We start from the raw sequence: 21,618 nt of genomic DNA, 5'->3' as shown, positions 1-21,618 counted from the left end.
ACAGGTTCATCGTCAGGCCACCGCGCTTCCGTTTTTCAAGCCGCCATCGCGACAGGAGTACGGAATGAACATTGAGGCTGTCGAAATTGTTCGCGACTACAACAAGGTACACCCTGGTGTCGGTTGCAGGCTCTGTGGATCGCGCCTGCGCCACACACTGGTCGACCTGGGCATGTCGCCTCCATGCGAGAGCTTCCTGCGGGCCGACCAGCTTGACCAGATGGAACTCTATTTTCCGCTCAACGTCCTGGTTTGCGAGAGCTGCTACCTGGTGCAGCTCAAGGAGTATGTGAGCCCCGAGACCATCTTCAGCGAATACGCCTATTTCTCTTCCTTTTCGACAAGCTGGGTGGCCCATTCGAAAGCCTATTGCGAGGCGATAACGAAGCGCCTTGGACTTGGCGCCCACAGCTTTGCGGTGGAACTGGCAAGCAATGACGGTTACCTGCTGCAGCACTTCCTGCCACTCGGCGTTCCCGTCCTGGGTGTCGAGCCGGCCGCCAATGTCGCGCGCGCGGCGATCGAGAAGGGCGTGCCCACCCGGGTCGACTTCTTCGGAGTACGGCTGGCACTTCAGATGGTGGCCGAAGGACTGCGCGCGGATCTCATTATTGGCAACAACGTTTTGGCTCAGGTGCCCGACCTGAACGACTTCGTCGCCGGGATAAAAATCTTGCTCCAACCAGAGGGTGTGGTCACCCTCGAATTCCCGCATATCGAACGGCTGATGGCCGAAAACCAGTTCGACACCATCTACCACGAGCATTTTTCATATTTCTCGCTGCTGACGATCGACCTGATGGCGGCCCGCCACGGACTGCGGCTGATCGACGTCGAGGAACTGCCCACCCATGGCGGGTCGCTTCGCGTCTATCTCGCCAACGAGGACAGCAGCTGGGCCACAGATGACCGTGTCGCCGAACTCCTCGACCGCGAAAAGAGGCATGGGTTGACGGAAATGACGACCTACACCTCGTTCGCCTACAAGGCGCAGCGCGCGAAGCGCGATCTCCTCGCGTTCCTGGTCTCGGCCAAGAACGAGGGCAAGACGATTTGCGGTTATGGCGCGCCTGGCAAAGGCAACACGCTGCTCAACTACTGCGCCATCGGCACCGACTTCCTCGACTTCACGGTGGACCGCAATCCCTACAAGCACGGCCGCTTCACGCCGGGCATGCATATCCCGATCAAGCCCATCCACGCGATCGATCAGGCCAAGCCAGACTACATACTGATCCTTCCGTGGAACCTTAAGGACGAGATCATCCAGCAGATGCACCACGTCGCCGCCTGGAACGCGAAATTCGTGGTGCCAATTCCTTTCGTGACCGTGATTGATCCATCGGAGTTACAGAGATGAAAGTCATTCTCTTCTGCGGCGGCCGCGGGACCCGTATCCGCGACTATTCCGAAAGCATACCGAAGCCGATGATTCCGCTCGGCCACCAGCCGATCCTGCGCCACGTCATGCAGTGGTATAGCGACTACGGGCATGACGAGTTCGTCTTGTGCCTGGGCTACAAGGCCAACGTCATCAAGGATTTCTTCCTGAACACCCGGCCGCAGACCTTTTCCGATTGCGTGGTCACGCATGGGGGCGAGAACGTGAAGCTGCTTGGCGACACCGTCAAGGACTGGAGCATCACCCTGCTCGACACAGGCATCTGGCGCAACATCGGAGAACGCCTCTGGGCTGCGCGGGACCACGTCAGGAACGAGAAGATGTTTCTCGCCAATTATTCCGACGGCCTGACCGACGTCGACCTCGATGATGTGATCGCGAAGTTCGAGGCCAGCGGCAAGATCGGCTGCTTCCTCGCCGTGCACGCGCCGCTGACATACCACCTGGCCGACATCGCGGAAGATGGCCGCGTGCGCGAGTTCCGCACGACGGAGACCTCGGAGATCTGGATCAATGGCGGCTACTTCGTATTCCGCCCCGAAATCTTCGACTACATGCGCGACGGCGAGGAACTCGTCCTCGAACCCTTCAAGCGGCTGATCGATGACAATATGCTGATGGCATACAAACACGAGGGGTTCTGGCGTTCGATGGATACGCTGCGTGATTGGCAATCGCTCGAAGACATGGTCGAAAAAGGCGACATGCCCTGGAACATGAGGGTCACCGCCGAAAAAAACAGACGCAACGTGGTACTGGCCGCCTCATGAGAGGGCTTCGCCTCGCACATCCCGGCGAGGAGCTCTCGATCCTCTGTGTTGGCGCGCATTCCGACGACATCGAGATCGGCGCGGGTGGCACGATACTCGGCTTGATCGCATCGGGGGTCAAACTGGACGTCCACTGGTGTGTGCTGAGCGCAGGCGGTCAGCGGTCGGCGGAAGCAAGGGCTTCGGCCGAGGCCTTTCTCGAAGGATCGCGCTCGTCCACAGTCGACGTTGCGGATTTCGAAGACAGCTACTTTCCCGCCCATAGTCGATCGATAAAGCAGTGGCTGATGGATGTGAGATCACGGGTTCATCCCGACGTGGTGTTAACCCACGCCAGGTTCGACGCCCATCAGGACCATCGGGAGGTCAACCAATTGACCTGGAACATCTTCCGCGATCACTTGGTGCTCGAATACGAGATCCCGAAATGGGATGGTGACCTCAGCCAGCCCAATGCCTACGTGCCGCTCACGGCCGCCGTGCTGGAACGCAAGATCGAACTCCTCCATGAGCACTTCGGGACGCAGCGCTCCAAGGACTGGTTCGACCGCGAGACATTCGCCGGGCTTGCGAGGTTGCGTGGGATGGAATGCCGGGCACCCGAGCATTTCGCCGAGGCTTTCACGCTCCGAAAGGCCAAAATTCTTTAGAAGTTCTCACACATTCTCTCGCAAAAAAACTATCGGTGGATCAACGAACAAATCGAGTGAAAGGGCATTGAACTCACGGGGCGATCTGCTAACAAACTCGTCAGTCGCCGTTGGCGAAAAGGCCGAAAAAGATACCTCCAGAAGCAGCCATTCAAGCTGCCGGATTTTTACAATCCATTTTGAAGTTGGGGAAGCATCAACGTGGGCAAAGAAGAGATTGCTCGTGGATTTTCGCTTAGCGAAGCGCGGATCGGAACGGTCGAGGGCGGAGAATCCGGTGTTCTGGTGTGGAAATCCGACCAACTGGTTGCCGTCCTTACCCAGATCGATGAGGAAGCTTATTGCACGAAAGGCAAATGGTTCCTCGAGACCGGATTCGGGTTGCTGAGCGGTCAGCACAAGAACTTCGATACGATCGAGGAAGCCATCAAATGGGTGGGCAGACACACCTTCCCCGAGCCTGTTCCCGTTGTAGATTGACCGGCGGATTCCGCTGCAGCAAGCTGCCCTGTGAAGGTCCCAGCGAGGCCCGTGTCCTGATACCTCGTCTGTCAGACAGACTTACCTATCGATTCCAAAACGAAGTGAAATCCCGTCGCCTTGTGCGGAAACGGCTCCTTCCTTGACTTAGGGAAATGGACTTAGGGAAATGCGAGAAAGCAATGCTTTCGCGGCGTCAAGATGTCACCGCGAGCCGGGTTTCTGATTGCCTCCTGGTCGCATTGCTCGTGGCTTGAGGTTCTGGAGTAGTAATTTCAGCTCGTTCATCGCCATTGTTAAAACGGCGGAAGACGACCTGCGAGGGGCGGCCTACCAAGAAACGGCTCGTTCCCGATTCCAGGGCCCGCGCATACACCGCCAGCGCACCGTCGACGACTTCTATCGTCTTCATGATTGCCGCGTCGTCGTGAGTGTAGCTGACGACGAGCGACGGCATGAGCACTCCACGCCGGATCGTCTCCTGCAGGAACAGCGAGCGGTATGCCTGCGACGGCTTGCCGTTGGGGTCGAGCGTGGCATATGCCAGACAGCAGGGACGGCCGACGACCTTGAAGTGCCCATCCACCCCATGCCGTCTGGCGACCTCGTCGATCCCCTCCCTCAGTTTCGTCCCCTGACGGTGCAGGTGTTCGATCACGGACTCGTTTTGATAAGTCCGCATGGTCGCGATCGCCGCTGCAAGCGCATGGGTCTCAGCGCCGTGCGTGGTAGACAGCAGAAACACCCTTGGGCGGTCCGTATGTTCGAGGCCGCCGAGACGCATGTATTCGCGTTTGCCCGCGAGGGCGGAGACCGAAAACCCGTTACCAAGCGCCTTGCCAAATGTCGACAAGTCCGGATCGATGCCATAGAGCTTCTGCGCCCCGGCCACATGCCACCTGAACCCGGTGATCATCTCGTCGAGAATAAGCAGCGCGCCCCTTTCCTTGCAGAGACGCTGGACTTGATGCAGGAACCCGTCCACCGGATCGTCGCCGCGGGAAGGCTCGAGGATGAGCGCGGCCAGCTTGCCGGGGTGCCTGTCGAACAGATCCTTTACGCTGGCGATGTCGTTGTAACGGAAAGTGACGGTTAGGTTTCGGACCACCTCCGGAATTCCGGCATTCATCGGCGTGGTTCCGATGAACCAGTCGTCTGTCGAAAAGAAAGGATGGTCGGCGCAGCAGGCAACGAGATCGCGACCCGTGTAGGCGCGGGCAAGGCGGACGGCCCCCGAAGTCGCATCCGATCCGTCCTTGCAGAACTTCACCATCTGCGCACCGACGAGCTCCAAGAAAGTCTCGGCGCAGTCGACCTCGATCCTGGCGGGCCGCGTGAAATTGGAGCCGCCGTGGAGGGCCGCCTCCACTGCTCTGAGTACGGTCGGATAGGCGTGCCCCAGCCCTACAGAACGGTTGCCCATGCCGTATTCGATGTACTCGTTCCCGTCGACGTCCCAGACATGGCACCCCAAACCACGCTCGATGAAGCCTGGCGCAAGGACGGGAAACTGGTCCTCGCCTTTCGCGTAGGTGTGACTGCCGCCCGGGATCAGTTCGCGGCCGCGTTCCTGCAGGCGGACGGATTTGTGAAAACGAAGGTTTTGCTCAGACATGCCGACCACTCCATTCCGGCAGCAAGTCTACATTTTCGGCTCGGGATTTCGCGTTCTCCATAAGGTCATCGGTTAGAACTTATGGTGGATACCGAGGCGGGCACTGGCTTTGACACCGCGCGATGGAACGGTTTTCAGGGCTCAGAACGAGATCACCGCGGCGAACCCGAGCGTTTCGAGCACCGCGTCATAATCCAGCGACAGTACACTACCAGGAAGCACGGGCAACGAACCGCATCGGATCGCGGCCGTGTTCGTCGCGGCTCCCGAATGCCATTCACTCCAACGGAGGTCCCACTACCTTCGCAAGATCAACGAATTTGTATCAAAACAATGCAGACGCGGCCCGCCAGGATTTCACCAAGGCGGGCCGTCCTGTCACTCGCGATCACTCTTCAACCAGAGCTCCGTCTGCGAAGAGATCGTTGACCTTGTAGGCGACTTCCGTCCGGTTGGTCGCCTTCAGCTTCTTCATGATGTTTCGGATGTGGACCTTCACTGTGCTTTCGCGCAGATTCAGTTCGTAGGCGATGATCTTGTTCGCCTTGCCGCGCCGGAGCGCCTGGGCGACCTCAGCCTGTCTGAGCGTGAACATGCCCGTCAAAGGCCGCGTGTCGCAACTGCCTGAATCTATCAGGTGTCGCATCGAAAGGACACTGCTCGCCGGAACGAAGATGCCTCCCGCTGCTGCAAGGTTGATCGCCTCGACACACACATCGATCCCGACCGAAGTTGGAATGTAGCCGCGTGCGCCGCATTCGAGAGCCATCAATATCTGTGCAAGATCGTCGGTGTCGGCCAGGATAACCACCGGCACTGACTTGAACTCGGATGAGATATGCTTGATCTCGTCCGCGATGCCATGGTCGGTGACTTTCCTGCCGCCAAGGTTGAAGAGTATGGCGGCAAGAGGAGGGGCCGAACCCTTTTTCACGCGCCATTCTTCGATCGAACCCATGGCGACGACCGCCATGCCAAGTTCATGGTCCTCGAGGGCCGATGCGAGACACTCGCGGTCTAGGGCCCTTCCGTCCAGGATGAGGAGGCATTGCCTGCCTGCCTGTTCGGGGACATTTTCCGTTCCGCCGGACGGAACTCCTGTCTGATTTGTGGAAGTGTAATTGTGCAATCCAACTGTAGAACCCATACTAGTACCCGCCTTTCCCCAACGCGATCTGCCTTGTGGCGGCCAATAGAGCTAGAGCTCAGTCATTCTTTTGGATTGAACTTTGATACCCATTCCACTCGAAAGCTTCAGGCTGGATCACGCCAGCTTGGAGCCTTGAGCAGTTCCCCACTGCAGCCACCTAGAACAGCTTGATCAGTCTATGGGTAATTAATAAGCAGTCTCTAACTTAGGTTAATTTTATAAAAATTTTTAAGTCTTCAAAAAGGCGTAGCCAAGCTGGCTCCCAGGGCGCTGCGATCCCTTGAAGACACAGGATGGGACGCTCGGTCAGCACCGTACCTTGTCGGACAGATCATGCCGTCAGCCAATCAGCCAAGCAGATCACTCCGATTGCGACTGTTCGGCCGGTCCTCATCCGATAGGCGGAAGTGGGACCAGCTCGTATCCTCTGACAACATTAGATATTACCTCCAAAAGCTTCGCTGACCCTCCAAAAGCTTCGTTGACGGTATATGTGCCAGGCTGAACATTGGAATGCCGGCGTCTGCTCAACGCTTACGCGGCCTGTCTGCAGCGAAAACGCGGAGACAGGATAGGGGAGTCACTGCCCGCCCAACGGCTCCCCTATCGCTCCGCGCGGCGAACACGCGGTCAGGCCAGTTTTCAGAGAAGTTTGATTTGGAACGGCAAGCAGGATTCGCCTGCAGGGGCGTCGACAGAAATTAACGGTCTGCCCGATGGCTTTGCGGACGCTGGATGATCTCAGGCGTTTCCTTGAGGCTCAGCCTCGCTTAGCCACTGCACGTCCAGAACCGTTCCGTCCGTCCGGATCACGGCTTCGAAAGCGGCTATCAGCCGTTTGGCGGCTTTGCTGGCAATGTGGGACTCGGGGTACTTTGCCTCCACGGCCCGCGCACGCTCGTAAACTTCCTTAAGTTGCCTGACCTGCCTTGGACCGAATGCGCTATGTACAACCTGAATGGTCATACCGCTTCTCCTCCTCGTGCCGGAACTCCAACAACCCGCCCGTTGCCCAGCGCTCCCACGATTACATCAATAGCACAGGGTTTTGCGATTGGCACCAAAAACAACCTGCAATCCTAGTATAGATTACGCCTATCTCTGGTCGAGGCGTTCTTTAGTAGGCGTTCGCGAATTGAGGTTAGCCGTTTGCAGGAGGCGTGGGCCGGATTTGCGAAAAAGACCGCCATCGCGGACATGCAGCCATTCGGGCTTCAAGCCTCCGCCGAGCGGACGACCTCCCTTTGGTTCCCATCATAGGCAGGAGTATCTGTCGTGTCCTGCAGATGCGGGTGGCAGGCTACGCCCTTTGGCTCTCTTGCCCGGCATATCCATCTGCCGAAAGATGGGCCGTCGGACTGCTTCACGCGTCCGCATAACCCGGGGCCAAACCAAGCGGGAGGCTCGGTCAGCAATGCAGATGTCCTTGCCGGGGCTGCTGGTGGCCGTGGCTATTTTGGTCGTTGCCTACTATTCCAGGGGAATGCTGATCATCGGGCTGGTCGCTTCCCAGGCATTCGGTGCGACGGCCGTCATGACGCTGACCTTTTTAGGTGGGTCGTCTCCGCTGATCTACACCATATTTGCGGCCTTGCTCGTCACGGCCGTTGCTGCGAGACGTCGCATCTGGTTCGATCTCGGAAGCGTGTTCGGAAGCATGCGCCCGGTCTGGATTCTAACAAGCCTGATGGCTTACGCAATCATCGGAGCATGGCTGTTTCCAAGATTCTTCGCAGGACAAACCGCCGTCTTCGTGCAGTCGAAAACCCGGGTTGCGGTCGTCGAAGCGTCTCTGGCCCCGGTTTCAGGCAATACTTCCCAGACGGGCTACTTCATTCTTGGTGGGCTCACCGCCATCGCGCTTTGTGTGTTGCTGCTGCACTCCAACAGGATTGACCAGGTCCGCCGCGGCTTCTTCTTGTGGTGCGGTCTGCACGCGGGCATGGGGCTGGTCGATCTTATCGGCAAGAATGCAGGAGCGGGAGACTTGCTGGCCCCGATTAGAACCGCCAACTACGCACTTATGACACAAGCGGTCGAGGCGGGATTCGTGCGGATCACGGGAGCTTTTTCGGAAGCCTCTTCCTTTGCCGGCGCTTCCCTCGCCTGCCTGGCATTCTGTTACACCTATTGGAGAAAGACCAAATCACGCCTTGCCCAGTGGTTGGCGGGCATCCTGCTCTTCCTGACCATTCTGTCGACTTCATCGACCGCCTACATCGGCCTCACCCTCCTGTGCATTCCAGTCGCCTTCTCGATGTTGGTCTCGGTCCTCAAGGGGCGGGTTGAGCGCGAGGAGATACTGATAACCGCTCTCATGGTGATGGGCGTGGTCGCCATAATGGGCATTAGCCTTTACCACACCGAGGCCTTGGACCCCTTCGTCAGGCTGATTAACAGCACCATCATCGACAAAGCGGATTCTGCCTCAGCACATGAGCGCACCTATTGGAACGTAAAGAGCCTGCAATCCTTCCTCGACACCAGCGGCCTTGGCGTTGGTTTCGGCAGCTCAAGGGCATCGAGCTGGCCGATCGCGGTGCTTTCGCAACTTGGCTTGTTCGGATCGTCGATGATGGCGATCCTGCTCGGCGTCCTGGTCAGCGGAATGGGGCGGATGCGGAAATGGGTGGACCCCGAAACTGATGCGGTCGTGACAAGCGTCAGAAATGCTTCCCTCGCAGGCATAATTGCCAGCTCGGTGTCAGGTGGCAGTGCCGATCCAGGCATCCTCTTTTTCATCGCACTTGCCGTCGTTTCCGCCACGAGGGTTCGCGCCCGGCGCACCATGGCGGCGCTTGGGCGAACCACCGGACATCAGGCAACGGCAGGGGCAGAGACTCATGAGGGCTTCCTCGCTCGTGGTGTAGGAGCCACGTGGACACCTGCGGCAGGATCGATCAACCGGGAATGAGATCCGTTTGACCGCGGTGATGCGCCGGAAGTCGTCACGCTCGCTCAGATCAACAGCAAGCCCTTCATCGAGGCATTGCCCTTCTTGCCGATGATGATGTGGTCATGGACGGCGATGCCGAGCGGCTTGGCGCTGTCGATGATCTGCTTGGTCATTTCGATGTCGGCGCGGGACGGTGTCGGGTCGCCGGAAGGATGGTTGTGCACCAGGATGACGGCGCTGGCCGACAGTTCGAGCGCGCGCTTGATCACTTCACGCGGATAGACCGGCGTGTGATCGACGGTGCCGACCTGCTGCACCTCGTCGGCGATCAGCACGTTCTTCTTGTCGAGGAACAGGATACGGAACTGTTCGCGGTTCTCGAATGCCATTGCCGAGCGGCAATAGGCAAGAAGCTGCGTCCAGTTGGACAGCACCTCGCGGTCGCGGACCTCAGTGCGCGCCATGCGCTGCGCGGCAGCGGCAATCACCTTCAGATCGACGGCCACAGCGGGGCCGATGCCCTTCACCTCCTGCAGCAGCGCCACCGGCGCGCCAAGCACTTCGCCAAAAGTGCCGAAGCGCGCCAAAAGGGCCTTGGCGATCGGCTTGGTGTCTACGCGCGGTATCAGGCGAAACAGCAGCAGTTCGAGAAGCTCGTAGTCGGGCAGGGCATCCGCGCCGCCGGCAACGAAGCGCTCGCGCAAGCGATCGCGATGACCGTGATAGTGCGGCTTCTCATCCGATTTGTCCTTTGGCGCCTTGTCCCTCGCTGGCGGTTCAATCCACCGCTCGGAGAAGAACCCCCGTTCGTCCTCTTCGCTCTTCCCCATCCATCCCCCCGAAAGGCTTTCGCATAAGACTAGAGCGACAGGCCGGCAGCGGTCGAGTGCTTTTCGGCGACGAGCCGGCGGTGAACGACCTGCGCCTGCCATATCGGGGCCAGGCTGAGGCCTCAGAGGATCAGGCAGCTGCCGCGATCCGGCGGTGCTTCAGTCAGCCCGCGCGGTTCGGTTTCGGAACTGTTGGGCCATCCAGTCGATGAACACGCGCAAGCGCGGCGACAGTTGACGCGTCGGCGAATAGAGAACGTGGACCGGCAAGGGCGACGGTGGAAAGCCGGCGAGCACCTCGACCAGCGCGCCGCTGGCCAGTTCCGAGACGACCCGGTAGCGTGGAACCTGGATCAGCCCAAGGCCCATGCAGGCGGAAGCGACATTGGTCTCCGGGCCGGTGACCGTCACCATGGCAGGCAAGGTGACCTGGCGGGGCTTGCCGTCGACGCCAAAGACGAGCGGAATGATTTCGGCTGCATCAGGCGCCATCAGGCCGACCATTTCGTGCCCTGCGAGGTCGTCGGGCGTTTGCGGCGTGCCGAAGCGGCTGAGATAGTCAGGACTGGCGAAGGTGCCCCTTTCCAGGGTGGCCAAGCGCCGCTTGATCAGTGGGCTGTCGACCAGTTCGCCGGCGCGCAGCAGGCAGTCGAAGCCTTCACGGATCATATCCATCGGCTGGTGCATCTCGCTGATATGCAGCCTGATATCCGGGTACATCTCGCGAAAGCGGGGCAGGCCCGGCAGCAGGAAATAGCGCGCCTGGGTGCCATGCATGTCGACGCGGACCAGGCCCGACGGCTTGGCGCCGACAAAGGCGCCTTCGGCGTCTTCCAGGTCGGCGATCAGGCTGACGCAGCGCTGATAGTAGGCTTCGCCGTCCAGCGTCGGGCTGACCTGACGGGTCGTGCGCTGCAGCAGCCGCACGCCCAGCCGCGCCTCCAGACCCTTTACCGCATCGGTGACCGATGACCGGGGCAGACCAAGATCGTCGGCGGCCTTGGTGAAGCTGCGCCGCTCAACGATGCGGATGAAGACGCGCATGGCGTCGAAGCGATCCATTGTTCGAATTCTCGAATGATGATGTCGGATCATGCCCGATTATCCGCAAAACTGGAAGGTGCATCTTGCTGTCAGCCGATCAACGGCATCCAACAAGGAGACAGACTATGACCAACCAGACCATGACCGCCCAGACCGGCAAGATTGCCATCGTTACCGGCGCCTCGGGCGGCATCGGCGGCGCCGTTGCCGAGCGCCTCGCCAAGGACGGCTTCACCGTCGTGGTGAACTACGCCGGCAACGCCGCCTCGGCGGCGGCGATCGTCGCCAAAATCGAAGCCGCCGGGGGCAGGGCAGTGGCGGCCAAGGCCGATATCGCGGACGCGACCGCAGTGGCCCGTATGTTCGACACGGTCGAAACCGCTTTCGGCGGCGTCGACGTGCTGATCAACAATGCCGGCATCATGAACCTCGCCACGATCGCCGACAGCGACGATGCCTTGTTCGACCGCCAGATCGCCGTCAATCTCAAGGGCACCTTCAACACATTGCGCGAAGCGGCGAAGCGTCTGCGCGACGGTGGCCGGATAGTGAATTTCTCCTCCAGCGTCGTCGGCCTGCTGCAGCCGACCTATGGCGTCTATGCCGCTACCAAGGCTGCGGTGGAGGCGATGACCAGCGTGCTCGCCAGGGAACTGCGCGGCCGCAACATCACGGTCAACGCCATCGCGCCAGGGCCGACGGCAACCAAGCTGTTCCTTGATGGCAAGCCGCAGGAGGTTGTCGATCGCCTGGCCAAGCTTGCCCCGCTCGAGCGTCTCGGCCAGCCCGAGGACATCGCCGATGCGGTTGCCTTCCTCGCCGGCCCGGACGGCGCCTGGATCAACGGCCAGACCCTGCGGGCCAATGGCGGGATCATCTGATCCCGTTGGCAACCCGGAACCGCTTCAGCTCCCCGTGAGCTTCAATCAAGGAAACATCATCATGTCCAAATTCGTCATCCTCGTCACCGGCGCGTCCTCAGGTTTCGGCCTGATGACCGCCAAGTCACTGGCCGAAGCCGGCCATACCGTCTACGCCTCGATGCGGGAGACCACCGGGCGCAATGCCCCTCAGGTCGCAGCCGTCGCCGCCTGGGCCGCCGAGCACAAGGCCGATCTGCGCACCGCAGAGCTGGATGTGCAATCGGACGCCTCGGCCCATGCCGGCATCGCCCATATCATCGCCGATGCTGGCCGGCTGGATGTCATCGTCCATAATGCCGGTCATATGGTGTTCGGCCCCGCCGAGGCTTTTACCCCCGACCAGCTCATCCAGCAGTACGACGTCAATGTTCTGGGGGCACAGCGGGTCAACCGCGCAGCACTTCCGCATCTGCGAGGGCAAGGCAAGGGCCTGCTGGTATGGGTCGGCTCGTCCTCGACACGCGGCGGTACGCCGCCGTTCCTGGCGCCCTATTTTGCCGCCAAGGCGGCGATGGATGCGCTGGCCGTGTCCTATTCCACCGAACTCGCGCTCTGGGGCATAGAAACCACCATCATGGTTCCCGGTGCCTTCACCAAGGGCACCAATCACTTCGCGCATTCGGGCAAGCCGTCCGATGCGGCGCGGGCCGCCGACTATGAAACCGGTCCCTATGCAGGTATCGCCGATCGGGCGCTGAAGGGGCTGGCCGGCCTCGAGCCGGCCGACGCCGATCCGTCACAGGTGGCCCGCGAGATTGTTCGCGTCGTGGACACGTCGTTCGGCAAACGGCCGTTTCGCGTCCATGTCGACCCGTCACAGGACGGCGCCGAGATCGTCAACGGCGTTGCCGATCGCATGCGCCGGGAGATGTACCGCAACATCGGCCTCGAAGACCTGCTTCGCCCGGCTGTGGTTGCCTCAGCCCAAGTGGCGTGAGTTGGAGGGTCGTAAACCGGCCTCGACATTCCTTGACCGCTCAGGCCGGCAGGCCGGGGCGGTCGAGGTTTTTGGGCGACAGCGTGAAAATCTCGCAGCCGGTCTCGGTGACGCCGATCGTGTGCTCGTATTGCGCCGACAGCGAGCGGTCGCGCGTCACGGCCGTCCAGCCATCCGATAGCACTTTGACGTGCGGCCGGCCGAGATTGATCATCGGCTCGACGGTGAAGATCATGCCCGGCCGCATCTCGACGCCCTCATTGGCGCTGCCATAGTGCAGGATATTGGGCGCGTCGTGGAACAGCTGGCCGACGCCGTGGCCGCAGAAATCGCGCACCACCGAGCAGCGCTCGCCTTCGGCAAAGGTCTGGATGGCGGCGCCGATGGCACCGGTGCGGGCGCCCGGCCTGATCGCCGCAATGCCGCGCATCAGGCATTCATGGGTCACCTCCAGCAGGCGTTCGGCGGCGCGCTTGATGGTGCCGACCGGATACATGCGCGAGGAATCGCCATGCCAGCCGTCGAGGATATAGGTGACGTCGATGTTGACGATGTCGCCATCCTTCAACGGCTTGTTGTCGGGAATGCCATGGCAGACGACGTGGTTGATTGAAGTGCAGCTGGACTTGGTGTAGCCGCGATAGTTGAGCGTCGCCGGCAGCGCACCATGATCCATGCCGAACTCGAAGACGAAGCGGTCTATGGCTTCGGTGGTGACGCCCGGCTCGACCATCGGCACCAGTTCGTCGAGGCAGCGTGCGGTGAGGTCGCAGGCCTTGCGCATGCCGGCAAAACCGTCTTCGCCATAAAGGCGGATCTGGCCGGTGTTTCTGAGGGGTGCCGTGGCGGCGTCGAGATAAGTGACCATTTTGTCCGTCTGCAGGGTGAGTGGGCCAGAAATATGAGCCCCACGCGAAAATCTCCCCAGATTTGGCACCGGACGACGCAAGGTTCAAGGCCGAACTGCCGGCCATGGGCGTGCGCAGGCGATATTCGACTGCCCGGCGTGCCTGTCCGGCCCCGCGCGAGGCCATTCGGCAGCTTTCCTTTCTTCCATTCATAGGGTAGGGCGGTCTTCTGATGGCATCCAGGCGCGCAAATCCATTCTCGTCGTCGATCAGGGCAGCCTGCTCGGGCCTGATGGCGCTGCTTTTGCTTTCGCTGTTGTGCCTGGGCCAGTCGGAGGCCACAGCATCGGCGACCGCCGTATCGGGCGGCGCCGGTATCAGCGCCGCGCGGCAGGGCGACGTGGCCGCACTGCTGCGTATCACCGGCAAGACGCAGGCGCTTGAAATCCGCACCGCACGGCCGGTTCCAATCAAATTCGTCGGCGGCACTCCAGGCGCGCTTCCTCCGGCAGCCGCTTTCCTCCTGCTCGATCGGCTTCCGACGGTCCAACCAGCTTTTGCCTCCGCGTTCGTGTCCCAGCCGCGGGCCAGCGCCAACCAGCCGCGCGCGCCGCCATCCGCGTAGGCCACCGGCGCTAGCCGCACCTCTCAACCCATTCATAGCTTATCCGCGTCGCATCCTGTGCGGCGGCCATCGGCCGTCCGCCGGCTGCATGGCGCGTCATTTCCGGAAGCACCCAGATGCAACGTATTAAAACTCTCAGAACACTTACCCGTGCGGTCTCGGCCGCCTTGTTCCTCTCGGTGCAGGCGCTCATCTGCATCGGAACGGTCTATTGGGCGATCGCCGAAACGCTCGGGATGGCGGGAACGGCAGCGCTGGTCCTTGCCGTCCTCTTTGCGGTGCCGTCGGTCTACATCCTGACCTTGGCCGTGCGCATGGCCTACGATGCGGAGACCGATCCGGCGAACCAATAGGACCTTGCGCTTCGGCGCAGGCTTCTGTCCGGCAATGACCGCAGTGACGACACATTTTGGAGTGAGAAACCGGCCAAAGCAACTTTCTAGAACGAACGGCGTTGCTGTGGCGACGCCAGTTCGGGAGCGAACGAATGGACAGATTGCAATTCGAGGTGCCGGTGCGCATCGCGCCCGCCCCCGGCCTGCCGGTCGAGGAAATCTACAGTGTCGAACAGGCGCTCGACGTTCTGCACGGCTGGCCGGCGCGCCGGCAAGGCAAGGTCTACGAGGCTGCGTTCAACGCCTGTTTCGGCGCCACGGTCGACGTGGTCAAGACCGAGGACGCCTGCCGGGCGTTCATGGCGTTCTGCCGTGTCAGCGGCTTGCTGGCCAGGGACATGATGATTCCCGGCAAGCGCGGCGGCGAGGCGAGGGGACTGAGGATTTAGGCCGGAGCCAGGGCAATTGGCCGTCCGATGGCGGCACATTGCCCTGCCGCAATGACGCGCAGTCCGCTCGCAAATGACGCCTGGACTGTGCCGTTAAGGTTCCATTTCCAGTTTTACAGCTAGGCCAGTGCCTGTAGTGCAGCGTCTGATTCGTTGCGTCAGTGTGATGGTCCAGAGATGTCGTCAGCAAATGTGCGAGCCTTTCCAATAGACCGTCAGGTCGTCCTGGTGCGCGAAATTGCCGCCAAGCTTGGCAATCTGCATGGCGACACCGCCACATCCTTCTGGAAGGCGACGGCGCGCGAACTCCTCGACCGGGCGATTGCGGCTGGCAACGACGCGGCTTCCGCTGCCAATGAGGTTCGCCGGTTTTTCGCGGCTGTGCAGAAAGAAATGGCTTAGGCCATCGCTAGCCGTTGAGGCGGAGCGGTCGCCCCGCCTGTCTCGGAAGCTCCGATTTCACTGAGCATTTGACACCAGCCGCGGGCCGGTCTTGACGTCGATAATCTCCGGCCTGGTTGTGTCGATTGCGCCATCCCAACCGCCGCCGAGCGCCTTGTTGAGCGCGATGTAGTCGGTGGCGATCGACACGCGGCTTTGCAAGAGATTGTCCTCGGCCGAATAGAGCGACCGCTGTGCGTCAAGCACGTCGAGGAGACTTGTCTCGCCGGACTTGTAGAGCGTGGCTTCGAGGCGCGCGGCGTCGCCGTAGGATTTCGCGGAGGAAGCAAGCCTGCCTTTCCTGATGCGCTCCTGCGACAGGGAAACGCTGGCGTTTTCCACGTCTTCCAGCGCCGTCAGCACCGACGCCTTGTAGGCGATGAAATACTGGTCGCGCTGGGCTTTCGCCACCTCCACAGCAGCCTGCAGTTTGCCGGCATTGAACAGCGGCACGCTGAGCGTCGGCCCAAAGGACCAACCGATGGTGGAATTCTTGCCGAGATCGCCGATCTTGAAGGCCGAGGTATCGATATTGCCGGTCAGGCTGACCGAGGGATAGCGGGCCGCCTCGGCCTGGCCGCTCTTGGCGGTGTACTCGGCATATTGCCGCTCCGCCATGCGCACGTCGGGCCGCGAGAGCAGGATGTCGGCGGGAATGCCGGTGGGAACCGGCAGGCGCGGCGTTGGTATTGGGGCGCCACGCTTCAACCGTTCGCTCAGGGCCGCCGGTGGGCGGCCGGTCAGCACCGAAAGCCGATGGACCGCTTCGGCATAACTCGCCTCCAGCGTCGGGACATCGGCCTCGGTGCTGCTTGCCTGTCCCATGGCTTTGGCGACATCGGCTGCGGTTGCCGAGCCGGCTTCGGCCATGGTGCGGGTCAGTGCGGCGGTCTGGCCTTGTGAAGCGGCCGCGCGGCGGGCGAGTTGAGCCCGCGCCTGATAGCCCCGCGCCTGGATGTAGTTGGACGCGACATCGCCGACCAGGGTCAGCAGCGTCGAGCGCAATTCCTCCTGCGCGGCATCCAGCCCATAGCGGGCGGCCTCGACGCCCCTGCGGTTGGCGCCGAACAGGTCCAGTTCCCAACTGGCGTCGAAACCGGACTGGAACTGGCTGTAGGCATCGCTGGCGGTTCCGCCCGATGTGGCCGCAGCCGTCTTGGTACGCGTAGCCGATCCGGAACTGTCGGCGGACGGGAACAGGTTCGCAGCGCTCTGGCGATAGCTGGCGCGCGCCTCACGGATCCTGGCCCTGGCGGTGGCGACGTCGAGATTGCCGGCAACCGCTTCTTCGACAAGCGCGTTCAATTCGGGGTCGCGCAGCCGCTGCCACCATTTCGACAGTTGCGCCGGCCTGGCGGGTGTGCCGCTCTTTTGGCTGCTCCATGCCGCCGGCATCGGCAGAAGCGGCTTTTGATAGTCCGGGCCGACGACGCAGCCGGCCAGTGCGGTCGCCGTCAGCACGACGACGCTCATTTGCCTCCAGGCCGGCCGTTTTTCCGGCGCCGAGCTTCGGCTCCGGCCCTTGCAGTCCTTACTCGTCATACTCTCATCCTCAACTCGGATTGGCTCCCGACCCGGTATTCGTCGATACGGCACCCCTCGGGGCATTCGTGAGACCGCCGTGGGGCGGCAACGAAGCCATGATTGGGCATGCTGCCTTGATTGATCAGCTTGCAGTCTGGGCGTCCGCTTGCCGGTCGGTGTCGGATCGCTCCACCAGCAGTTTGCCGAGATGGCGGGCGAGGAAGCGCTGGATGTCGTCCATGAAGGTGTAGACCACAGGCACGTAGACGAGGCTGAGCACGGTCGAGGACAGCAGTCCGCCAACCACGGCGATGGCCATCGGCGCGCGGGTCTCGGCATCGGCGCCGATGCCGAGCGCGATCGGCAGCATGCCGGCGCCCATGGCGATCGAGGTCATGACGATCGGGCGCGCGCGCTTGCGGGCTGCGTCGAGCAGCGCCTCGAAGCGGCTCAGGCCGCGCTCCTTTTCGGCCACCAGCGCATACTCGACGAGCAGGATCGAGTTCTTTGCCGCAATGCCCATCAGCATCAAAAGGCCGATCAGCGGTGTCACGCCGAGTGCCTTGCCGGTGATCAGCAGCAAGCCGAGCGCGCCGCCGACCGACAGCGGCAGTGCGACCAGAATGGTCACCGGCTGCACGAAGCTGCGGAACAGCAGAACCAGCGTCAGGTACATCAGCAGGATACCGGCGGCGATGGCCGTGGCAAAGCCGCTGAACAGCTCCTGCATGCGGGCGGCGTCGCCGCGCGCCAGCTCGTGCACGCCAGCCGGCAGCTTCTGCATTGCCGGCAAGGCGCGGATGGCCGTCGTCGCCTCGCCAAGGGTGAGGCCGGAAAGGTCAGCCTCGACGGTGGCGCTACGGCTGCGGTCAACCCTTGTGATGCTGTTCGGACCGGCGTTGAAGCCGATGTCGGCTATGGCGCCAAGCGGCACGGTGCCCTTGCTGCCGGTCAGCGGCAACACGGCCAGTTTCGCCGGGTCGTCGATCGCGCCATCTGGCAGAGTGACGACGATCGACACCTGACGGTCGCCGAGATTGAATTTCGCCAGGCTGGTGTCGGTATCGCCGATGGTGGCGATTTTCACCGTCGCGGCGATCTCGGTCGGGGTGATGCCGAGCTCGGCCCCCTTGGCGCTGTCGGGGCGCACGATCAGCTCCGGCTTGGTGGTGGCGGCGGTCGAGGTCGGGTTGATCAGGCCCGAGACCGATTTCATCTGGTCGATCAGCGCGTCGCTCGCCTTCTCAAGTGCTGTGCCATCGTCGCCGACCAGGGTGATCGACACTTTGGCACCCGAAAAGCCGTCGGCGCCGAACTGGATGCGGGCGCCCGGAATATCGTTGAGCTTCGGTGACGCCTCGGCCTCGAATTCCTGCTGGCTCAGCGTGCGCTCGGTGCGCGGCTTCAAATTGACGGTGACCGTGGCGGTGCGCACCTCGGCTGAGCTGGACGACTGGTTCGGCCCGCCGCCCGACGAGGCCGCGGTGCCGATCGTGGCAAAAACGCTGTCGACTGCCGGCTCGTTTTCGAGCCGCTTGGTGATGGCTTGCACCACGGCCGTCGTCTGCTCGATCGTCGAGCCCGGCTGCAGTTCGACGGAGATCATCGAGCGGCCGCGATCGGCCGCCGCCATGAATTCGGTCGGCAGCTTCGTCGCCAGCGCCATCGAGCCGGCGAAGAAGGCAATGCCGGCGAACAGCGTGATCCAGCGGTGATTGAGCGCCTTGCGCAGCAGCCAGAGATAGGTCGGCACCCAGGCCGGCGTATCGTCCGCGCTGTGGCCGCCGGCGCGTACCAGATAGGCGCCCATCAACGGTGTCAGCATGCGCGCCACCAAAAGCGAGAACAGCACGGAGACGCAGACGGCGACGGCGAACGAGAAGAAGAATTTTCCGGGAATGCCGGCCATGAAGGCGACCGGCAGGAATACGGCGACGATGGTCGCGGTGGTCGCCACCACGGCAAGCCCGATCTCGTCGGCGGCCTCGATCGCCGCCTGATAGGCGCTGCTGCCGGTCTGGCGCATATGGCGCACGATGTTCTCGATCTCGACGATGGCGTCGTCGACGAGGATGCCGACAACCAGCGACAGGGCGAGCAAGGTGATGTTGTTGAGCGAGATGTCGAAGGCCGCCATCACCGCGAAGGTCGGGATCAGCGACAGCGGCATGGCGACCGCCGATACCAGCGTCGCCCTGATGTCGCGCAGGAACAGCCAGACGACGCCGACCGCAAGCAGGGCACCCATCCACAGCGCCTCGAGAGCGGCGTCGTAACTCTCCTGCACGAAGCCGGACGAGGAGGTGACCTCGGTGAATTTCGCAATGGTGGTCTTGGCTCCCATGTCGGCGATGACGACGCGCGCGGCCTTGACGACGTCGATTTCGCTCGAGCCGACCGACCTGTAGACGTTGAAGGCGACGACCTCGCTGCCGTCGAGATAGGCCGCCTGGCGCGGCTTTTCCCAGCTGTCGACCACCGTGCCGAGATCGGAGAGCTTCACGTCGCCGGCGCCGGATAGCGCGATGCGGGTGTCGGCCAGCGCCTCGACGCTCGCGGCACTGGCCAGCGTGCGCACGGACTGTTCCTGGCCGCCGATGGCGGTCCGGCCGCCCGGCTGGTTGACGTTGTTGGAGGCGAGCGTCTGGCTGACGTCGCCGGCGCTGATGCCGAGCGCTGCCAGGCGGTCTCGGTCGAGCTCGACACGGATCACCCTGTCGACGCCGCCGGACCGGGTGATCTTGGAGACGCCGTCGACACCCAGCAGGGCCTTGGCGACGTCGTTGTCGATGTACCAACTCAGTGCGTCGGGCGACATGGTCGGCGCCTCGACCACGTAGGTCAGCACCGAATTGCCGGTGGCGTTGATCTTGGCCACCACCGGCGTCTGGGCCGCGGCCGGCAGGCTGGACTGCACCTCGGATACGGCGTTGCGAACATCGTTGGTGGCCGTCTCCGGATCGGTGCCGAGGGTGAACTCGACCGTGGTGACGGAAGAGCCCTCGCTGATCGAGGTGGAGACGTCGTCCACGCCTTCAAGCGTCGCCACGGCGTTCTCGACCACCCGCGCGACCTGCACCTCCATCTCGCTTGGCGCGGCACCCGGCTGCGCAACCGTCACGGTGACCGTCGGCAGGTCGATGTCGGGCATGTTGTTGCTGCGCAGCTGCATGAAGCCGTAGAGGCCGGCGATCGCCAGCGACAGGAATAGGACGATGGTCGGAACCGGGTTGCGGATCGACCAGGAGGAAATGGCGTTCATTGGGCTGCCTCCGTCGCAGGCGCGGCAGCACCGGCATCCGCGTCGCTGGTGGCGACGCGCACCAGATTGCCGTCGCTGAGGAAGCCGGCGCCGGCGATGACGACATGATCGCCTTCCGATAGGCCGCTTTCGATGGCGACCCGGCCGCTCTGGCGTGCGCCGGTTGAGACGGGGCGCGCATTGGCCTTGCCTGCCGCATCGACGACGAAGACCGCCGGCTTGCCGTCATGCCAGACGAGGGCTGCCTCGGCGACGCTCAGCTGTTGCAATGCGGCGGTGGCTATCGAGACGCGGGCGAACATGCCCGACTTCAGGCCGGAGCCTTTGCCCAGCGAGACATAGACGGTGGCAAGTCGTGTGGTCGAATTGACCGTCTCGGCGATCGAGGAAACGCTGCCGGAGAAGGTGCGGCCGGAAGCGTCGACAACGCTCGCCGTCTGGCCGATCGAGATTGATGCCAGGTCTTTTTCCGGGACGAGAACGCCGACTTCCAGCCTGCCGTCGCGGATGATCTTCATCAGCTCGGTGCCGGCCTGGACGATCGAGCCGGCGACGGCCGGCTTGCTGGAGACGACACCGTCGAACGGTGCCCGGATCGTGGTCCGGTCGAGTTCGGCCTGCAGCCTGTCGGCAGCGGCCTCGGCCTGTTCAACCTCAGCCTGGCCGGTCTTGACGGCCGTCGCCTTTTCTTCCGCCGTCTCGGCGCTGACTGCGTTGCTGGCGAGCAGCTTGTCGGCACGGGCGGCGGACGAGATTGCCGAGTCCAGCGTCGCCTGGGCCTGCGTGACCGCGGCCTTCTGCTCGGCGAGCTGGGCCTTGAGCAGCGATGCATCGAGCCGCGCGACGACGTCGCCCGCCCCCACATGGTCGCCTTCGGCAACCAGAACGTCGGTCAGGCGCAGCCCGCTTTCCTCCGCGCCGATGGTTGCTTCCTGCCAGGCTGCGACCGTGCCGGTGGCACTGACAGAAGATGTGATGGCTTCCGGATGGACCCTCTCGACGGAAACGGTCAGCGTGGCGGCCTGAACAGGCGTCTGCGCAGTTGGTTCTGCCGTGCCGCGGCCATAGGCCTTGAGCATCGCGACAACGCCAGCCGTGACCAGCACGGCTACCAGGAGGAGATGGCTCTTACGCAATTTTCTGGTCATGATTTCTGGTGCTCAAGAGTGCGGAAATCGGAAGCGACAAACGGTAGGCGGAAAAGCTCAGCCGGATCGCGCCCTGCAGCGTATCCGCCGGCAGGGCCAGCGGCGTGGCGCGGGTGGCATGGCCGGCAGGAAAGGACGGCGGCCCCATCGACGCGATCAGCCGCAGCATCATCAAGGCTTCCCACATTGGTGCTTCCGTTGTTCGACGGCAGCCAGGCGAACGGCATGCCGTTCCAGGAGAAAAGAGTTCGGCCGGCCCGAGAACGGGTGGGTCAGCGGGCCGGCCGGC

21 protein-coding genes are annotated in these 21,618 nt (G+C 62.4%); 11 read left to right on the top strand and 10 right to left on the bottom strand.

The genetic code is table 11. From position 1 onward, the window contains the following. Positions 1 to 64: 64 nt before the first annotated feature. From AC1DVW_RS16990 to AC1DVW_RS16975, 4 genes are all read left to right on the top strand, one after another. Entirely contained in the window at positions 65 to 1,360 is a 1,296-nt protein-coding gene (locus AC1DVW_RS16990) for a methyltransferase domain-containing protein (protein ID WP_477324965.1), read from the top strand. Then, positions 1,357 to 2,172: a sugar phosphate nucleotidyltransferase gene (locus tag AC1DVW_RS16985; RefSeq protein ID WP_477247476.1), complete on the top strand. Its 816-nt coding sequence runs from the start codon at positions 1,357 to 1,359 to the stop codon at positions 2,170 to 2,172. Before AC1DVW_RS16990 ends, AC1DVW_RS16985 begins: the two co-directional genes overlap by 4 nt. After that, entirely contained in the window at positions 2,169 to 2,822 is a 654-nt protein-coding gene (locus AC1DVW_RS16980; protein WP_477269877.1) for a PIG-L deacetylase family protein, read from the top strand. The genes AC1DVW_RS16985 and AC1DVW_RS16980 overlap by 4 nt, the downstream gene beginning before the upstream one ends. 201 nt (positions 2,823 to 3,023) lie before the next feature. Further along, positions 3,024 to 3,302 carry a hypothetical protein gene (locus AC1DVW_RS16975; RefSeq protein ID WP_477247473.1) on the top strand — a complete coding sequence of 93 codons (279 nt, stop codon included), beginning with the start codon at positions 3,024 to 3,026 and terminating at the stop codon, positions 3,300 to 3,302. A 196-nt stretch (positions 3,303 to 3,498) separates the two neighbouring features. Here AC1DVW_RS16975 and AC1DVW_RS16970 read toward each other — a convergent pair whose 3' ends face one another. From AC1DVW_RS16970 to AC1DVW_RS16960, 3 genes are all read right to left on the bottom strand, one after another. Beyond that, positions 3,499 to 4,917, bottom strand: coding sequence for a glutamate-1-semialdehyde 2,1-aminomutase (locus AC1DVW_RS16970; RefSeq protein ID WP_477324504.1), 1,419 nt, complete (start codon positions 4,915 to 4,917; stop codon positions 3,499 to 3,501). Positions 4,918 to 5,305: 388 nt separating this feature from the next. Continuing rightward, positions 5,306 to 6,064 carry a LuxR C-terminal-related transcriptional regulator gene (locus AC1DVW_RS16965; protein ID WP_477324502.1) on the bottom strand — a complete coding sequence of 253 codons (759 nt, stop codon included), beginning with the start codon at positions 6,062 to 6,064 and terminating at the stop codon, positions 5,306 to 5,308. 744 nt (positions 6,065 to 6,808) lie between these two features. Then, complete coding sequence (locus AC1DVW_RS16960; RefSeq protein WP_477247467.1) at positions 6,809 to 7,033, bottom strand: hypothetical protein; 225 nt, start codon at positions 7,031 to 7,033, stop codon at positions 6,809 to 6,811. 448 nt (positions 7,034 to 7,481) lie between these two features. Between AC1DVW_RS16960 and AC1DVW_RS16955 the strand changes: the two genes are divergently transcribed. After that, positions 7,482 to 8,981, top strand: coding sequence for a hypothetical protein (locus AC1DVW_RS16955; protein ID WP_477324500.1), 1,500 nt, complete (start codon positions 7,482 to 7,484; stop codon positions 8,979 to 8,981). A gap of 44 nt (positions 8,982 to 9,025) precedes the next feature. Here AC1DVW_RS16955 and radC read toward each other — a convergent pair whose 3' ends face one another. Together radC and AC1DVW_RS16945 are read right to left on the bottom strand one after the other, a co-directional pair. Then, positions 9,026 to 9,793 (bottom strand): RadC family protein, encoded by a 768-nt coding sequence (gene radC / locus AC1DVW_RS16950; protein ID WP_477324498.1) that lies wholly within the window; start codon positions 9,791 to 9,793, stop codon positions 9,026 to 9,028. A 159-nt stretch (positions 9,794 to 9,952) separates the two neighbouring features. Then, the gene (locus tag AC1DVW_RS16945) at positions 9,953 to 10,855 is read right to left on the bottom strand and encodes a LysR family transcriptional regulator (RefSeq protein ID WP_477324496.1); all 903 of its coding nucleotides are present in this window, start codon (positions 10,853 to 10,855) and stop codon (positions 9,953 to 9,955) included. A gap of 122 nt (positions 10,856 to 10,977) precedes the next feature. Here AC1DVW_RS16945 and AC1DVW_RS16940 point away from each other — a divergent pair, with 122 nt between their 5' ends. Further along, on the top strand, positions 10,978 to 11,718 hold the full coding sequence (locus AC1DVW_RS16940) for an SDR family oxidoreductase (RefSeq protein ID WP_477247699.1): 741 nt from the start codon (positions 10,978 to 10,980) through the stop codon (positions 11,716 to 11,718). Between the two features lie 61 nt (positions 11,719 to 11,779). Then, positions 11,780 to 12,697: an SDR family oxidoreductase gene (locus tag AC1DVW_RS16935; RefSeq protein ID WP_477324494.1), complete on the top strand. Its 918-nt coding sequence runs from the start codon at positions 11,780 to 11,782 to the stop codon at positions 12,695 to 12,697. A gap of 40 nt (positions 12,698 to 12,737) precedes the next feature. On the opposite strand, the gene map is transcribed toward AC1DVW_RS16935, so the two are convergent. Next, positions 12,738 to 13,565 carry a type I methionyl aminopeptidase gene (gene map / locus AC1DVW_RS16930; RefSeq protein ID WP_477324492.1) on the bottom strand — a complete coding sequence of 276 codons (828 nt, stop codon included), beginning with the start codon at positions 13,563 to 13,565 and terminating at the stop codon, positions 12,738 to 12,740. A gap of 212 nt (positions 13,566 to 13,777) precedes the next feature. Between map and AC1DVW_RS16925 the strand changes: the two genes are divergently transcribed. The 4 genes from AC1DVW_RS16925 to AC1DVW_RS16910 all read left to right on the top strand — a co-directional run bounded on the left by AC1DVW_RS16925 (position 13,778) and on the right by AC1DVW_RS16910 (position 15,356). Beyond that, positions 13,778 to 14,170, top strand: coding sequence for a hypothetical protein (locus AC1DVW_RS16925; RefSeq protein WP_477324490.1), 393 nt, complete (start codon positions 13,778 to 13,780; stop codon positions 14,168 to 14,170). Between the two features lie 116 nt (positions 14,171 to 14,286). After that, positions 14,287 to 14,523, top strand: coding sequence for a hypothetical protein (locus tag AC1DVW_RS16920; protein ID WP_477324488.1), 237 nt, complete (start codon positions 14,287 to 14,289; stop codon positions 14,521 to 14,523). Between the two features lie 134 nt (positions 14,524 to 14,657). Further along, complete coding sequence (locus AC1DVW_RS16915; protein ID WP_477269857.1) at positions 14,658 to 14,954, top strand: DUF982 domain-containing protein; 297 nt, start codon at positions 14,658 to 14,660, stop codon at positions 14,952 to 14,954. 177 nt (positions 14,955 to 15,131) lie between these two features. Further along, a complete protein-coding gene (locus AC1DVW_RS16910) occupies positions 15,132 to 15,356 on the top strand; it encodes a DUF6074 family protein (protein ID WP_477247450.1) in 225 nt (74 codons plus the stop codon). 57 nt (positions 15,357 to 15,413) lie between these two features. Here AC1DVW_RS16910 and AC1DVW_RS16905 read toward each other — a convergent pair whose 3' ends face one another. The 4 genes from AC1DVW_RS16905 to AC1DVW_RS16890 form a co-directional block, all read right to left on the bottom strand. Then, a complete protein-coding gene (locus AC1DVW_RS16905; RefSeq protein ID WP_477324486.1) occupies positions 15,414 to 16,868 on the bottom strand; it encodes an efflux transporter outer membrane subunit in 1,455 nt (484 codons plus the stop codon). A gap of 193 nt (positions 16,869 to 17,061) precedes the next feature. Further along, positions 17,062 to 20,181 carry an efflux RND transporter permease subunit gene (locus tag AC1DVW_RS16900; RefSeq protein ID WP_477324485.1) on the bottom strand — a complete coding sequence of 1,040 codons (3,120 nt, stop codon included), beginning with the start codon at positions 20,179 to 20,181 and terminating at the stop codon, positions 17,062 to 17,064. Next, on the bottom strand, positions 20,178 to 21,329 hold the full coding sequence (locus AC1DVW_RS16895; protein WP_477324483.1) for an efflux RND transporter periplasmic adaptor subunit: 1,152 nt from the start codon (positions 21,327 to 21,329) through the stop codon (positions 20,178 to 20,180). The genes AC1DVW_RS16900 and AC1DVW_RS16895 overlap by 4 nt, the downstream gene beginning before the upstream one ends. Continuing rightward, positions 21,310 to 21,501 carry a hypothetical protein gene (locus AC1DVW_RS16890; RefSeq protein WP_477324481.1) on the bottom strand — a complete coding sequence of 64 codons (192 nt, stop codon included), beginning with the start codon at positions 21,499 to 21,501 and terminating at the stop codon, positions 21,310 to 21,312. The genes AC1DVW_RS16895 and AC1DVW_RS16890 overlap by 20 nt, the downstream gene beginning before the upstream one ends. Positions 21,502 to 21,618: the final 117 nt, after the last annotated feature.

The organism is Mesorhizobium sp. P3_B5, from assembly GCF_056402815.1.
The sequence above is the reverse complement of the archived record's forward strand: the minus strand, read 5'-3'. Positions and strand labels throughout refer to the sequence as shown.